Raw genomic sequence first — 14959 nt, forward strand, 5'->3', positions numbered from 1 at the left:
GTGCCTGGCCGTAGACGGCGGCTTTACAATCTACGGTTTTTGAGCACGCGCCAACCTATCTTTCTATGCGGAATCCCCATCAGTGCTTTGCCCTACCGAAGCTCTTTTCGACTGTCGATCAAACAACGACAATTTCCGTAAAATCTCTGCAGAAACGCCCAGTCGGCGTTTCTGCAGACTGCTTTGCCGCAATTATTGAACGAGCGACAGCTTGATTGTCTTGCTGAATAAACCGGCCTCGAGGCGGCAGAAATAAATGCCCGAAGGTACTGCCTTACCGTGATCGTCGCGGCCGTTCCAGATGACAACATGCTCACCGGCAGAGTATATTGCGTCGAAAGTTTTCACCCTTTGCCCGTTGAGGTTATAAATCGTGAGGAGTACGTGGTTGGGCGATGCATTCCTAAAGCGTAAGACGGTGGCGGAATTGAACGGATTAGGATAAGCCGGCAGCAGATCGAATCCCTCAACGATCGGCGGTCGATTGCGCACGGCGGTTTTGGCAATCAGTTCGCGCGCAGCCTGGAACTTGTAGTTGCGATCGAGATCATGAATATCGTCGGTCAGCCCCCAACAGCCGTAACGGGTATAGGCACTGGAGAGCGTGAACTGCATGACAAGATTGCCGCCGAGCTGGAAAAAAGCGTCGTCATAATTATATTTTAAAATTTCGCCCATTTCCTTTGTGCGCTCGGCAAGAATACGGTTGGCCAGATTGACCGTGCTGCCGCCGCCGTGATCCGGCCCTCCCTCGTAAGAGCAAAAGCCGCCGACGAATCCCCATTTTTTCGCCGTATCGATCCACAAACGGCGAGTGGTCATTTGACCGCGGATGTCGTTCCTGCAATCGGCCAAAATTTTTTCCACGCTTTCCCCTTCGTCAGAACCGCCGCCGTAGTAGGTCTGGCAGGCTATGGCGTAAATAAATTGATTCGGTTCGCCGAAAGTGGTCTTGATGTAGTTGAGCATGGGTTCCAACCACGATTTGAGCATGGGAGCATGAGTGCATAGCATCACGCGAATTTTGTTATTCAACGACCCGCTGCCGTAAACCTGCTCGAAAAGCTTTGCCAACTCAACCGTGCGCCGCGCGTGATTTTGGTGCTCGGTAAGCTTGAGGGCCTTTGCCTGCGCCTGATTCCAGCGGCTCTGGTCAAAACCGAAAGCCGTATTCCAAACCTCATTACTGCTTTCCACATAGATGTTCAGGTTCGGATCAAGCTTTTCTTTGAACAGCGCGGCCAGCTGCAGGACATAATCACTGTCCGCCGAAACAGGTATGTTGATCCACGGGTCGATGCGGGTAAGATTGGACAGCTCAATGACGTATTCCCAAGCTGCGCCGTCCCGTTTGCCGATAACCGGCATCGGCGCCTGCGAAGCGTCGGTGGGCAGTTTGCGCATTGCCCAGGTGGTGCGCTCCGGATACTCCGGGTCCGCTCCGTTGGCGCCGGTAAAGGGCATGTAGCGGATTACCGCAAAAGGCGGCTGCGTCAGCGCTTTGATAAAGTCTTCGAGAAAAATTTGTTGGGTATCCGGTTTGTATCCGGGACGTATGATCCGCAGGTCGGTTATCCCGCTGTTGGTTCCGTCTGCAGGAGTCCTCTGCGTACTGGTAAAAGCAAGAAAAAACTTGCCGTGCTCTTTTCCAGGCGGGTAAGGAACGGAAAATGTAAAGGTGCTGAGGTTTTCGGCCGAGTCATAGCGGTAGTCGCGAATACTTCCTTCGCCGTAGGAAAAAACATTGGCGCGCCCTCTGAACGAACAGGCATAGTCGCCGCTGAGATCGACGCGATACTCTTCCGGATCATCGATCTCATTTGCCCACTCGGCAACCAAGCGAAGATCGATGATCAAAATTGCATCGCGCACCGGCCATCCTTTTTCGTCGAAATCTTCTTCCTGCAGCGGCTGCCAATCCGTAGTCCGCACCCAGCGATGCACCTCTTTGGCCATGTCGACAAACGTGCCGCCGCGTTCCGGCAGGCTGATATTGACGCCCAGACCCTGCGCTGCTGCAAGGCCGCAGCCGGCTGTTAAAATAAGTAGTGCAAGTAAATTTGCGCCTTTCATATTTACCTCATCTTAAAGGTTAAAGTGCAGTTTCAAGATAATATTTTCAACTTTGCTCTTCAATAGAAAAATCGCTTGCCAATTATAAAATTGGCTAATTTGCATCTTTCGGCCTTTTTCTCAACACCCTTCTCTTTGGCGGGAAAAAATGCTATATTCAAGAGATTCATTTAAAACGCAGGCATGGAATCAATCGAATTTTATATAGCGGCTGTTGCGGCGGTATTGTTGATCGGAATTTCCAAGAGCGGTTTCGGCGGCGGTTTGGGGGTGCTGGCTGTGCCGATCCTTTCTCTGGTCATTCCGCCGATTCAGGCGGCTGCCATATTGCTGCCTTTGCTGGTCGTAATGGACTTTATCACCGTTCGGCATTATTATCGCGATTGGGATGCACGCAACCTGGCCGTGCTTCTTCCTGCTGCCGTATTGGGTATTCTGGCGGGCAGTCTGTTTTTCCGCTATCTCTCGCAGGCGCATGTGCGGCTAATGATCGGCACAATGGCTGTTGCTTTTGCAGGCTATTATTTCTTTCGCCTTCAAAGCGCACCGCAAAGGCCCGCAAGCGTTGCGCAGGGATTCTTTTGGGGGGCGTTGGCAGGCTTTACGAGCTTTGGCGCCCACGCAGGCGGACCGCCCATCGATATTTACTTGTTGCCGCAAAAGCTGCCCAAGTCGCGTTTTGTCGGCACGACGGTCGTTTTTTTCATGCTCGTCAATCTTTTCAAGCTGATTCCATACGCTTTGTTGGGGCAATTGAGCTCTGTCAACTTGAAAGCTGCCGCCCTTTTAGCTCCTTTGGCACCGGTCGGCGTACGGCTTGGACTCTTGCTCCACCACAAGGTCAACGAAAAACGGTTCTACCAGCTTTGCAGTTTTTTTCTCCTGGTCACCGGAGTCAAGCTTATTGCCGATGGTTTGGCTGCAATGTGATTTAAAACCGCATCATTCTTTTCAATGCCGCCTTAACAGTCCTCGGCAACAGATGCAGGATACTTTTCTCTTGCAGCCTATATGGTATGGTCAAAATGTTGTCTCAGAATGATCGCTGTTGGACGGCAGTTGAAAGCGAATATATTTGATGGTTTTTCCGGCGGCGAGATGGCGCTTTTCATAAGTGGTTTGGATGTATGGGAGATCATCGACCAAGTTGCTGCGGTAAAGATCGGGGAAATTGTATAGAATTCGACACCCGAAGACCGCAAGCGAATCCAGAGTTGAGCGGTAGAGCGCGTCGTCATCCGTTTTGAAATGCAGTACCGCATCCGGTGTGCAGATTTGTCGATATATATCGAGAAAAAGCGTCGAGGTCAACCGCTTGCGGGGCTTTTTGGGATAAGGATCCGGAAAGGGCAGCCATATTTCGCTGATTTCCCCCGGCTCGAACATGGTGGTCAAATGGGCGGCATTACCGCGGATGAAAAACACATTGGTCATTGCGGCATCCAGGGCTTTTTTCGCCCCGACCCATAGACGCGCCCCCTTGAGATCCAAGCCGATATAGTTTTTCTGCGGAAATCGCTGGGCCAGTTCGATCGTATAATTCCCATGGCCGCAGCCTAATTCGAGGACAATTTCATGATCGTTACCGAAAACGGACGTTTTCCACTTTCCTTTCCATGCTTCCGGTTGTTGGGAAACGTTGCTGAAAGATTTAATCGCTTCGATGCGGATCCGCTTTTTCTTTGCCATTTCTCCTTCTCGATTGTAAAACCTAGATCGTTACTATACAAAAAACTAGTCATGAATACAAGCTGTAAAGTCGACACGAAAACATGTTTTCACAATGCCTTCATTCTAGAAGCCTATCCTTTACAGGCAATCATATTTCTGTCCATTCAATGCATGCTGTTTTGCGATTTGAGAGAAATCCACAGACATTGTGTCGCTGCAAAAAACGGTTCAAAACCATGGTCAACGGGTAGAAATAAGCAATGATCTGGTTTGTTTATTGGCTCTTGCAGGTTTTTATATGGCAGCCGTCTCTTCGCTGCGCATTATTCCCGCAGCTACCGGTGGTGCATTTGATTGCCGAAGTATTGAACGATCTCATCTATGTACCAATCGCTCTGTTTCTGCCCGTTGCCGTAATCCGCGGTATAATCAAAGTCGCCCCTGAAAAGAAAACCATTCTGTCTGCGCTGTTTTTGATGTGTTGGGTCGGCTTGACTCTTGATCAGGGCCTTTTGCGCCCTCTATCGGCATTTTCTCTTGCTTACCTCTTTATTGCATTCTTTCAACTCAAGCGCTCATTTTCATTTTCCCGCCTCGGCTACCTGCTTTGTCTCGTTTCGGTTCTGCTGCATTATCGTTCGCAGCTTTTTCCGCCCCTCTCGTCAAACAGACCCGCGTTAACATTGATGTCCTTTAATATGAACACCCATGTTTTTGCCTACAACGACGAGAGGACTATGCGGCTGATTCGCGAGCAGCTGCCGGACATTGTGTTTCTGCAGGAATGCCATCGCCTCAAGATTCGGGCACTTGTAACGCGGCTCTTTGACCTGTATCCGTATCAATGCGGCCCGGGCCTGTTCCGCGGCCAGGGAGATGTGCTGATTCTGAGCCGCTTCCCGCTCACAGCTCTCGATCCGATCGTGCTGCGCAGCAGATCTGCAACCTACGGAAGGCTGGTCAACCATGCCGTCGTCGACATCAAAGGGCGTAAGGTTCATCTGATCAATTGCCATTTGACTCACACCGGAAAAGAGCTCAAAGAGTGGGTCTTGGGCGGCTTCCGCAGGGGCGATTGGGAAAACCTATTGTCCGCCGAACATGGCCGTCAGGAGGAATTTAACCAACTGATCCAAGCCGTAACAAGCGTCAAAGAACCGCTGATTTTAGCCGGAGACTTTAACGAGCCGACCAACGGAAGGAACATTGCTTGGCTTTCGCGGCATTTGGCAAATGCCTTCAGCCGAGCCGGCTGGGGGGTAGGTGCTGCCTACGGCGGTTATCCGCTGCAGAAGAAGCTGCCGAAATTGCTTGCAGCGGCAGCCGTCGATTACCTTCGCATCGATCACTTGTTCTGTTCCAACCATTTTTGTGTCGAAACGGCAAAAGTCTATTCGGTCGGCGCCTTTGATCACCGCCCGCTGATCGTCCGCCTCTCATGGCGCAAAACCAGATAAAAAAAATTGTGGAGGAAAAAATGGCCAAGAGTCCTCAAGAATTTCAGGAATATCGCCGCCGCATGAACGAGCGCATTCTGTCGGTGGATAATCTTTCAATCCGCCGTTTCTTTAACTTGGACGGCGCCGTTTATAAAGACGGCGCGTTGGATGCCAAAGTGAAAGAAATGCTCGGGTTGGTTGCCTCGATGGTGCTCCGCTGCAACGACTGCATCGCGTATCATCTCATCCAATGCTGCGAGGCCGGCGCCACCGATGAAGAGCTGTTCGAGTGCTTTTCGATCGCTCTGATTGTCGGCGGCTCGATCGTCATCCCCCACCTGCGCTATGCGGTGGAATTCCTCGACCAGCTGCGGCAGCAGCCCTCATAACGTCAAGAGGGCTGCTGATTTCAGGGCTCAGGCAATTATGGAAATATGGTCCTGAACGCGCGGCGGCTCGTGGGGTTGCGGTTGAGCGGCCGGTTTGCCGAACGCGGCGGCGGTCACAAGTTGCCACGGTTCCTTAACGCCGAGCAGTTCTTCCAAATCGGTTCGCGCCGCCATCAATCCGGAAAGCCAGCAGCCGCCCAGGCCGAATTCCGCTGCAGAAAGAAGCATGTTCTCGACGGCGGCACCGATGCTCTGCAAATCGGGATGGCGGCGCATTTCGTTGATGGTCTCGTGGCTCAGTTTCCCCAAATCATCGGCAACGGCGTGGTAGGGCTTGGCTGCGATCAAGATCAGCGCCGGCGCCTCTGCGAAAATCGTCGCATAATGATCAACGGTTTTCAGCAGGTTGCCTTTGTCGGTGCCTCCGAAAAGTTCCTCGAGTCGACGATGAACCAACTGCGCCATTTTGCCGATGAATTCCCGGTTGGTTACTAGGTAAAACCGCCAAGGCCGCTCGTCTGCCACGGCAGGCGCATAAAGAGCTCTTTCCACCAACTTTTGCAAAAGTTCCGGCGAAACAGGTTCTGATGTAAATTTTCGTACCGTTCTGCGGGTTCGGATCGCTTCGTACAATTCCATGGAGTCTCCTCTTTAGTTTTTGTTGTTATAATGCAAAAGAGCTGAAAATAATTCCAATGCTGCTTTTGATGCTTGTGTTTAAAGATGGTTTTAAGTATACTTTAAGAGGAGTTGAAAAGGAATCTGCCGCATGCAGGTTTGTCATGTTGTAAAATTGTGGGCGATGCCCGTTTTATTGTGCACCCTGTCTTGGCTTTCGAATGCCCAATCTGCTCAAAACCCGCAATATTTTGAGGCTCTGCGGCTGATTCAGCTCGACCGGCAAGAGGAGGCTCTGCGTATTCTCAAGTCTCTCCATCGCGAATCGCCGCAAAACCTCGAGGTGATCCGCAAGATCGGCGAGCTCGAGTTCCGCCTGGAGCGATGGAGCAACGCCAAAGATTGGTATCGAAAACTCTATGAAGCCGATTCCAATGACGCCGACGCGCTCTTTCATTTGGGCGTCATCTATCGCGAGACCGGCAAGTACAAAGCGTTTCTTCTCCGAGATCGCGATTGGAAAATCGCAGCCGACTATTTTGAGCGGCTGTCGCTTCAAGACCCTTCCTTCAAAAATCTTTATTTCGAATATGCCGTACTCGAACGCTACCGTGAGCGGTACGATCACGCCTTAGAATTGTTTGAACAACAGCTGAATTTGGCCCCTACGCCCAAAGCCGTTGTCGCTTATTTCCGCTGCGCCGAATCGTTTATTTACAATCGCAACAGCGAAGCTTTGCGCAAATGGGCTGCGGAAAAAAAGAGCGCAGCCGTCCAATTTTTTATTGCGGAAAGTTATCGTATTGACAAGAACTATACGCCGGCCGATTCGATTTATGCCCGACTCGCATCCGACTCGGGTATAGTTATGCCCAAGGTTCCTCTGTTCATCGCTTGGGCAAAATCCAGATTCGAGCAAAATGACCCTCGTCGCGCGCAAGCTCTCTATGAAAAGGCGCTCGATTGCGTCACCGACGAGTTCGAAGCCGCTCTTTTTTTCGATCACATCAAATATATTCTCTCGGATGATGAGTTGAAGGAGTACGAATCGCTTAAAAACGCCGATGAGAAGCGTCTTTTCTTTAAAAAATTATGGGTGGCGCGTAATCCCATGCCGGCTTCGGAGGTGAACTATCGTTTGCTCGAACATCTACGCCGCTATTTGGTCGCCGAGCGGCAGCACTATTACGACGGCTTTCGACTGCCGTTCAACAACCCCGATCGCTTAAACGAGTTGGTCTTTCCGAGGGTTTTTGAGCTTAACGACAAATTCAACGACAAAGGACTGATCTACATCCGCCACGGTGAGCCGGACGACCGCGCCTTTGACATCGAAGCCGGCATGCCGCTCAACGAATCGTGGCTTTATCAGGAACGCGGCCAACTGCGCAAACGCATGATCTTTCATTTCGTACAGGGCGAAACTCAAACCGGCAATAACTGGCGCTTGTCTCCTTCTCTGCCCACGCCGCTCTTGGAAAGCCGCATCTCCTGGGATCCGATCTACAACCGCATCATCACCGGTTCGGCCGTTGAAGCTCTGGCCTATCAGCGCGAAATGGTGCGCCTCAGCCGCGAAGACGTCAGCGTCGGTTTGAACACCGACCAGCACTCTTGGGAAAAATCGATCAGGACAATCATTTTTCCTTTTTACCTGGCCACTTTTCGCGCCGACAGCGGTCTGACGCGACTCGAACTTTACTACTCGGTCGACGACAAAGAGCTGATGATCGAAAAGAGCAACCTCCTAAACGACAGCCTTATCGTCAATTTCGGCGTCTATGACAACGATCTGAATCGGCTATTTTCCGTCGATAAGAAAATTTCCTTCCGCGAAATCAAGGCCGCATCCGAAAAGATCGGCTACTGGCCCGATCAAATGGTCTTTGTCGGTCCGCCGGATCGCTATCAACTGGCAATCGACGTGCGTACGCCGCAAGACCGCGCCATCGGCGGCTACAAGTTTAAAATCAACCTTTCCGACTACCGCGGCGACAAACCGTCCATGAGCGGTATCATTTTGGCTTCCACCATTCAACCGGCTGCTGAAAAAGATCTGTTCGTCAAAAATCATCTCCAGGTCGTACCGAATCCTCCCAAGCTGTTCAGCCGAAAATCGCCGCTCGGCGTCTATTTTGAACTTTACAATCTGCCGATCCGGGAAGGCCGCAGCCTTTCGTTCGAGGTAGAATACGTCCTGAAACTGCTTGAGGAACGCGCCGACAACATCCTGCAGACTATCGGCAACATCTTCCGCAATCGCCAACCATCCACCTCGATGCGTATCGAGCGCTCCGCAACCGCCGCCACCTCCATCGAATACCTGCTCTTGGATCTTAAAAAATACATTCCGGGCATCTATGAATTGCAGATAAATGTAACCGTCCCGACTGTTGAGGACTCTTTGACACGAAAAATAAACTTTGAGCTCAAATGAACGAACAAAACGATGAAATCAATCTGCTGGAAGATCTCTACGGACGCATCATCCCCAAGTATGAGGAAGCACATGGAATCATGGCGGCGCTTCTCGATTTTCCGGCAAGCAGTGATCTGTGCTTTGTCGATCTGGGTTGCGGCTTCGGCGGACTGACGAGGCGCATTTTAGAGTCGTTTCCATCTTCAACCATTTTCTGTGTCGACATCGATGAATTAATTCTGCAGCGAATGAAGCAAAAACTCGCAGCGTATGCAGATCAAATTGTTCCTTTGGCGCGCAACCTCAACGACCAGGCTTGGATGCAGGACATCCGCCCGCCGGCCGCCATCCTATCTTCCTTTACGCTCGACTTTTTGACTAGCGAACGACGGCAGGCTTTGCTGATAGAGGCGTTCCAACTTTTAGATTCAGGAGGACGATGGGTCAGTTGCGAGTTCTATCGTTCGCCCGACGCGCGCGTCAATCGCGTTTTTTACGATCTTGAAATTCGCTTTATTCGCCAGGCCCTGGAGCAGGGCGAAGTGACGAAGGATCAGCTCGATCGTCTTGCGGCTTCGAATCGTTTGCGCCATAACCAGCCGATGATGACCGTCGACGACATGAAGCTGCAGCTCCAGGCGGCCGGTTTCAGCACCATCGATGTACCTTGGCGATTTTTGAATTTGGCCATGGTTTCCGGCATTAAAGCATCTCGCTGAATGGCTATGTTCTTTCGCGTAACTGCTGAAACGTCTTTTGAAGGAGCCATGACATGTGCGAATTCAAAGCGGCCTCCGCTTGGATGGTTTCCGCTCTGTTTCTGTGGATGATGATCTCTCCTCAACCGCTGACATCACAGGAAACGACCGTGCTCAAAACAAGCGCAAAATCGAATTGGGAAACAGCCTATTCTGCCAAAGAACTGGGGGCGATCCGCCGAAACGGCCGAACTTTGTTCAGACTTTTTGCTCCGCGGGCGACATCGGTCATTCTCCATCTCTATCGTGACGCCGAGGCCGCGAGCGGCGAACGAGTCGCCATGCACCGCGATGCGGACGGTGTCTGGGAGGCTGAGATCGAACGTGATCTGCTTGGTTATTATTATTCCTACAGTGTCGACGGGCCTCGGGGTAAGGATGAAGCATTCGATCCTGAAAAGCAAATTGCCGACCCTTACTCTCGCGCCGTCGCTTCCCGCAACGAATATCATCATCGGGCCCGCACTTTGATCGTGGATATGGCCGCTTATGATTGGGAAGGTGACGTCGGACCGAATATTGCCTGGGAGGACCTCATCATCTATGAATGTCACCTGCGCGACATGACCGCTCATCCCAGCTCCGGCGCTGATCCGGCCATTGCAGGAAGTTACTGCGGCTTTATACAGCCTTCCATCCGCGGCGGCATCAATCACCTCAAGGCCCTTGGATGCAACGCCGTCGAGTTTCTCCCCTTACATGAATTCGGCAATATCGAAATCCCCTATCAAGTGCCGGTGGATGGAGTCGTCAACACTTGGAATCCCTATGCTCGCAATCATTGGGGCTACATGACGTCTTACTTTTTCGCGCCGGAATCCTACTACGCTTCGGGAGAATCTTTGGCTTCCGGAAAACTGTGCGGCGTCGACGGCCGAGCCGTGAACGAGCTGCGCGATGTCGTCAAGGCGCTGCATCGAGAGGGCATCGCCGTTATTCTGGACGTAGTCTATAACCATGTCTCGCAGTATGATTGGAACTGCTTCAAGCTGATCGATAAAAAGTACTATTTTCGTCTCAACCTCGACGGCAGCTATACCTCGGTCAGCGGCTGCGGCAATGATTTCAAGACCGAAAGTCCGATGGGCCGCCGGATGATCCTCGACAGCATCCGCTTTTGGATGGAAGAGTATCACATCGACGGTTTCCGCTTCGATCTGGCCGCCATGATCGATGCGGAAACCTGCGATGAAATCTATCGCCTTGCACGGCAGATCAATCCCAACGTCATTTTGATCACCGAGCCGTGGGGCGGCGGTTATAAGCCGGCTGAATTCTCCCGACGCGGCTGGGCGGCCTGGAACGATCAGTTCCGCAACGGCGTCAAGGGTCAGAATCCGTACAACGGTCAAAGCTTTATCTTCGGACGCTGGTTCGGAAACAATAGCTTAAAGACAATTAAACGTTACGTGATGGGCTCCTTGGCGGCTCACGGCGGCCTGTTTGTCGAAAAAGCGCATTCCGTGAATTACCTCGAATCCCATGACGATCACACGTTAGGCGATTTTATCCGCATCGGCTTGGGCGGTTCGGAAAAAGTCGACGATCCGGAGGCCAACGCCCGCCTGACTCCGGAACAACTGCGCATCAACAAGCTTGCCGCGCTGATTCTTTTTACTTCCCAAGGCCCGGTGATGATTCACGAAGGCCAGGAGTGGGCGCGCAGCAAAGTCATTGCACCCGCCCCTGTCGACGATCCTAAAATCGGCTGGATTGACCATAACAGTTACAACAAAGATAATGAAACGAATTGGCTGAACTATCAACATGCCGATTGGAATCGGGAGCTTGTCGATTATTATCGCGGCCTGATTGCCCTGCGCAAGGCACATCCTGCTTTCCGTCGCAGCCGTCCCCAGGATTTTAAATTTCTGACGACGCGCAAAAATCCTTTCGCTCTCGGTTATCTGATTCGAAAAGACGGCTCCGGCGATTCGCATGATTTCATCGTTTTGTTGAACGGTCATCGGGAGAAAAGCGCGGAATTTTCGCTGCCCCGCGGTCGATGGACGATTGTAGCTGATGAATCTGGTTCGCAGCTTTATCGGCCGCTCTTTGATCACCGCGTTCAAGTACCGCCCTCCAGCGGCATGATTCTGCAGAAATAAATCGTGCAGACATCCCTTTCGCAAAAACCTTTGCGTTCGATTCTAGTCAAACCGGCAGGCTCGGCGTGTAATTTAGCCTGCCGATACTGCTTCTATTTGGGAAAAAACGTTTCTCAAGATCGTAACCTGCCGATGCGGATGAGCGAAGAGACGTTGCGGAGTTTGGTCAAGCAAATGATGCGACAGGGTGAACGAGAGGTGTCCTTTTGCTGGCAGGGCGGTGAACCGACTTTGATGGGCATAGAGTTTTACGAACGCGCAGTCGAATATCAAATCCGATTCGGCCGGCCCGGCCGGATCGTCGGCAACAGCCTGCAGACCAACGGCGTGCTGATTGACCGCGACTGGGCTTTGTTTCTGCGCGATGCACGTTTTCTGGTCGGACTTTCTTTAGATGGACCTCGGCACATTCACGATCGTTATCGCATGGGCAAAGGACAGGGAAGCTGGACGAGCGTCATGACCGCATTGGAAATATTGATGCGCTACGAGGTGCCCGTCAACGTCTTGACGGTCGTCAACGACTATTCCGTCAATTTTGCCGACGAAATTTACTCTTTTCACAAGCAGAATGGTTTGACCTACATGCAGTTCATCCCCTGTGTCGAAAGGCGGCGGGATGATCCGCAGGAATACGCTTCTTTTGCGGTCCCTGCTGAAGCATACGGCAGGTTTTTGTGTCGATTGTTCGATCTTTGGTGGGAGGATTTTCAAGACGGAAAGCCGACGACCATTATTCGCTGGTTCGATTCGGCGGCGGCAAACTGCGCGGGAATCGAACCGGCCGAGTGCACGCTGCAGACCGAGTGCGGTTCTTATCTGGTCGCCGAGCATAACGGGGATGTATTTTCCTGCGACTTTTTTGTCGACACAGCACATTATTTAGGGAATTTACACAAGACTCCTCTTGTCGAACTTCTCAATAGCCCTCAACAAAAAGACTTTGGCGCCGTTAAAGCTGATTTGCCCACAGACTGCCGTTCTTGTGAATGGTTGTATCTTTGCAAAGGCGGATGTCCGAAAGAGCGAAAAGGAAGCGGGGAAGAGCCGCGCAACAACTATCTGTGCGGGGCTTATCGCGAGTTTTTCCGCCATGCTGAATCGCGGCTGAAAGAATTGGCGGAACGCGCCAAGCCGGCGCTGCGCTGAAACAAAAAAGGCCGCATTTGGCGGCCCTTGTGCCGAAGGTGGGATTTGAACCCACACGAGCGTCAGCTCACACGGCCCTGAACCGTGCGCGTCTGCCAGTTCCACCACTTCGGCGATGCTTAAATATAAAAACTTGGTTTCAAAAAAGCAATAGATTTTCTCGGCTTTTTCTTGCTTTTCATGAACAAGAATAGTAGATTACAGTTCGTCAATGATGGAAAGACAGATTGGGATCGGCAAAGCAGACAATCCAGCTGGTCAACCGCAAAGCTTTCAGCGAGTACGAAATTTTGGAGCGCTTCGAAGCAGGCCTGGCTTTGGTGGGAACCGAGGTCAAGTCGCTGCGGCAGGGCCGCGCTTCCTTTAAGGACAGCTATGCCAAGGCGTTGAACAATGAGCTGTGGCTGGTCAACTTTCATATTTCACCTTATGATCACGGCGGTTATGCGAATCACGATCCGTTTCGTCCCCGAAAACTCTTGCTTCATCGCTATGAAATCAAACGATTGATCGGCAAGATTGAGGAAAAAGGCCTTACTTTGGTGCCTCTGAAGGTCTATTTCAAGAATGGCCGCGCCAAAATTGAATTGGCATTGGCAAGAGGTAAAAAGATCTACGATAAACGGCAGGACATCGCCAGGCGGGATATGACCCGTGAGGCGCAGAGAGAATTAAAAAACAAATATCGTATCAAGATTTGACGGAGACTCTGTGAATCGAGCGAATGTTTTTGACGAGCTGCAGCGACGAGGCTTTGTTCAACAATTGACCGACCCGGATGAATTGCGCGAGCTCCTGGGACGAGAGGCGGTCACTTTTTACATCGGCTTCGACCCTACGGCCGACAGCCTGCATGTCGGCCATCTCATGGGCATCATGGCTATGATTCACATGCAGCGTTACGGCCATCGGCCGATTGCCATCGTCGGCGGCGGCACGGCAATGGTCGGAGACCCCAGCGGCAAGACTGAAATGCGCAAAATGCTGAGCCGAGAACAGATTGTCGAAAACACGCAAAAGATCAAGGCACAGTTGATGCGTTACCTCGATTTTAGCGAAGGCAAGGCGCTTTTGGTGGATAATTACGAATGGCTGGGGAATTTGAACTACCTCGAGTTTTTGCGCGACATCGGCAGGCATTTCAGCGTCAATAAAATGCTGTCTTACGAAACCTATAAACGGCGTCTGGAGACCGGTCTCTCGTTTCTGGAATTCAATTATCAGTTGCTGCAGGCCTATGATTTTTATATGCTTTTCAAGCGGTACAACTGCCGACTCCAGATGGGCGGCGATGATCAATGGGCAAACATTCTGGCCGGCACTGATTTGATTCGTCGCCTCGAAGGCGTCAATGTCTACGGCCACACCTTTCCTTTGTTGACCACTGCCGACGGCAAAAAAATGGGCAAGACTGAAGCCGGAGCGCTTTGGCTGGACCAGCAAAAGACGCCTCCGTATGATTATTTTCAATATTGGGTGAATATTGACGATCGGGATGTCTACAAATGCTTGGCGTATTTTACATTGCTGCCGATGACCGAGATTGAGCGGGTCGAAGCAATGCAGGGTGCAGAACTGAATGCGGCAAAAAGAATATTGGCCTACGAGGCGACCAAATTGACTCATGGCGAGGAAGCTGCCAAATCGGCTTTAGCGGCGGCAATTGCCGCATTCGGCGCTGTAGAAATCCCTGATGATCTTTTGCCCTCAAGTTCGATTCCCCGAAGGGTTGACCTGAGCAGCGAGGCATCCATTCCGCATGCCGAAATCAGTCGATCCTTGCTCGAATCCAGGCCGTTGTTGGTGGATTTGCTGGTTAATTTTCAATTGACTTCATCCAAAAGTGAAGGGCGTCGACTCATCGACCAAGGTGGAGTTTACCTTAACGGCGACAAGGTTTCCGACCGCGATGCCGTCTTGTCGGTGGAGCATGTGCGCGACAACAAAATCAGCATACGTCTCGGCAAGAAAAAGCACTTTAACTTGATTGTGATTTAGTATATTGATTATTTTGAATAAAGACGCTATAAATATCAAAATTGGAAATATAAGATACGCAATAAAAGGAATAAATTCGGAAAAAAAGCCTTGACAAAAGGCTGTCGTTTAATTATATTTTAGGGCTTTGCTTCGGAGGGATGGAGTGAAGCGTGAGCGGCTCTTTCTTGTGAGGGGCTGTAGGAGTTCTTTGTCAGGCGTGCGAGGTCTTGAGCGTCTTTTGAGTTTGGCCTGGTTGATTTGGTCGGCCGGGCGAGACGGAAAGAGGATAGATTAGAGTTGGGATAGGTAACGATGAAGAGTTTGATCCTGGCTCAGGACGAACGCCGGCGGCGTG

12 protein-coding genes and 1 tRNA gene are annotated in these 14959 nt (G+C 51.4%); 9 read left to right on the forward strand and 4 right to left on the reverse strand.

The window, feature by feature from the left end:
* Positions 1–192 precede the first annotated feature (192 nt).
* Positions 193–2073 (reverse strand): T9SS type A sorting domain-containing protein, encoded by a 1881-nt coding sequence (locus ONB24_14650; GenBank protein MDZ7317350.1) that lies wholly within the window; start codon positions 2071–2073, stop codon positions 193–195.
* 183 nt (positions 2074–2256) lie between these two features.
* On the opposite strand from ONB24_14650, the gene ONB24_14655 reads away from it, so the two are divergent.
* Positions 2257–3003 (forward strand): sulfite exporter TauE/SafE family protein, encoded by a 747-nt coding sequence (locus ONB24_14655; GenBank protein MDZ7317351.1) that lies wholly within the window; start codon positions 2257–2259, stop codon positions 3001–3003.
* 90 nt (positions 3004–3093) lie between these two features.
* Here the strand turns inward: ONB24_14655 and trmB are convergent, their stop codons facing one another.
* Entirely contained in the window at positions 3094–3762 is a 669-nt protein-coding gene (trmB, locus tag ONB24_14660) for a tRNA (guanosine(46)-N7)-methyltransferase TrmB (GenBank protein MDZ7317352.1), read from the reverse strand.
* Between the two features lie 242 nt (positions 3763–4004).
* Between trmB and ONB24_14665 the strand changes: the two genes are divergently transcribed.
* Both ONB24_14665 and ONB24_14670 read left to right on the forward strand, forming a co-directional pair.
* A complete protein-coding gene (locus tag ONB24_14665; protein MDZ7317353.1) occupies positions 4005–5201 on the forward strand; it encodes an endonuclease/exonuclease/phosphatase family protein in 1197 nt (398 codons plus the stop codon).
* Between the two features lie 20 nt (positions 5202–5221).
* A complete protein-coding gene (locus ONB24_14670) occupies positions 5222–5572 on the forward strand; it encodes a carboxymuconolactone decarboxylase family protein (protein ID MDZ7317354.1) in 351 nt (116 codons plus the stop codon).
* 27 nt (positions 5573–5599) lie between these two features.
* On the opposite strand, the gene ONB24_14675 is transcribed toward ONB24_14670, so the two are convergent.
* On the reverse strand, positions 5600–6211 hold the full coding sequence (locus ONB24_14675) for a nitroreductase family protein (GenBank protein ID MDZ7317355.1): 612 nt from the start codon (positions 6209–6211) through the stop codon (positions 5600–5602).
* Between the two features lie 130 nt (positions 6212–6341).
* Between ONB24_14675 and ONB24_14680 the strand changes: the two genes are divergently transcribed.
* The 4 genes from ONB24_14680 to ONB24_14695 are packed head-to-tail and all read left to right on the forward strand — an operon-like array spanning position 6342 to position 12624.
* Positions 6342–8627, forward strand: coding sequence for a hypothetical protein (locus ONB24_14680; protein MDZ7317356.1), 2286 nt, complete (start codon positions 6342–6344; stop codon positions 8625–8627).
* Entirely contained in the window at positions 8624–9328 is a 705-nt protein-coding gene (locus tag ONB24_14685) for a class I SAM-dependent methyltransferase (protein ID MDZ7317357.1), read from the forward strand. Before ONB24_14680 ends, ONB24_14685 begins: the two co-directional genes overlap by 4 nt.
* Positions 9329–9381: 53 nt before the next feature.
* Positions 9382–11475 (forward strand): alpha-amylase family glycosyl hydrolase, encoded by a 2094-nt coding sequence (locus tag ONB24_14690; GenBank protein ID MDZ7317358.1) that lies wholly within the window; start codon positions 9382–9384, stop codon positions 11473–11475.
* Between the two features lie 3 nt (positions 11476–11478).
* Positions 11479–12624 carry an anaerobic sulfatase maturase gene (locus tag ONB24_14695; GenBank protein MDZ7317359.1) on the forward strand — a complete coding sequence of 382 codons (1146 nt, stop codon included), beginning with the start codon at positions 11479–11481 and terminating at the stop codon, positions 12622–12624.
* Positions 12625–12654: 30 nt separating this feature from the next.
* Here the strand turns inward: ONB24_14695 and ONB24_14700 are convergent.
* Positions 12655–12738 (reverse strand) — tRNA-Leu (locus ONB24_14700).
* Positions 12739–12851: 113 nt separating this feature from the next.
* Here ONB24_14700 and smpB point away from each other — a divergent pair.
* Positions 12852–13325, forward strand: coding sequence for an SsrA-binding protein SmpB (smpB, locus tag ONB24_14705; GenBank protein ID MDZ7317360.1), 474 nt, complete (start codon positions 12852–12854; stop codon positions 13323–13325).
* Between the two features lie 10 nt (positions 13326–13335).
* Positions 13336–14622, forward strand: coding sequence for a tyrosine--tRNA ligase (gene tyrS, locus ONB24_14710; protein MDZ7317361.1), 1287 nt, complete (start codon positions 13336–13338; stop codon positions 14620–14622).
* Positions 14623–14959: the final 337 nt, after the last annotated feature.

The sequence above is a fragment of the candidate division KSB1 bacterium genome (genome assembly GCA_034505495.1).
In the GTDB taxonomy this organism is placed as follows: domain Bacteria; phylum Zhuqueibacterota; class Zhuqueibacteria; order Residuimicrobiales; family Krinioviventaceae; genus Fontimicrobium_A.

Excerpts from the sequence above, each read along its gene's own strand:
- ONB24_14650 (MDZ7317350.1), bottom strand. The coding sequence starts at position 2,073 with ATGAAAGGCGCAAATTTACTTGCACTACTTATTTTAACAGCCGGCTGC.
- ONB24_14655 (MDZ7317351.1), top strand. The coding sequence starts at position 2,257 with ATGGAATCAATCGAATTTTATATAGCGGCTGTTGCGGCGGTATTGTTG.
- trmB (MDZ7317352.1), bottom strand. The coding sequence starts at position 3,762 with ATGGCAAAGAAAAAGCGGATCCGCATCGAAGCGATTAAATCTTTCAGC.
- ONB24_14665 (MDZ7317353.1), top strand. The coding sequence starts at position 4,005 with ATGATCTGGTTTGTTTATTGGCTCTTGCAGGTTTTTATATGGCAGCCG.
- ONB24_14670 (MDZ7317354.1), top strand. The coding sequence starts at position 5,222 with ATGGCCAAGAGTCCTCAAGAATTTCAGGAATATCGCCGCCGCATGAAC.
- ONB24_14675 (MDZ7317355.1), bottom strand. The coding sequence starts at position 6,211 with ATGGAATTGTACGAAGCGATCCGAACCCGCAGAACGGTACGAAAATTT.
- ONB24_14680 (MDZ7317356.1), top strand. The coding sequence starts at position 6,342 with ATGCAGGTTTGTCATGTTGTAAAATTGTGGGCGATGCCCGTTTTATTG.
- ONB24_14685 (MDZ7317357.1), top strand. The coding sequence starts at position 8,624 with ATGAACGAACAAAACGATGAAATCAATCTGCTGGAAGATCTCTACGGA.
- ONB24_14690 (MDZ7317358.1), top strand. The coding sequence starts at position 9,382 with ATGTGCGAATTCAAAGCGGCCTCCGCTTGGATGGTTTCCGCTCTGTTT.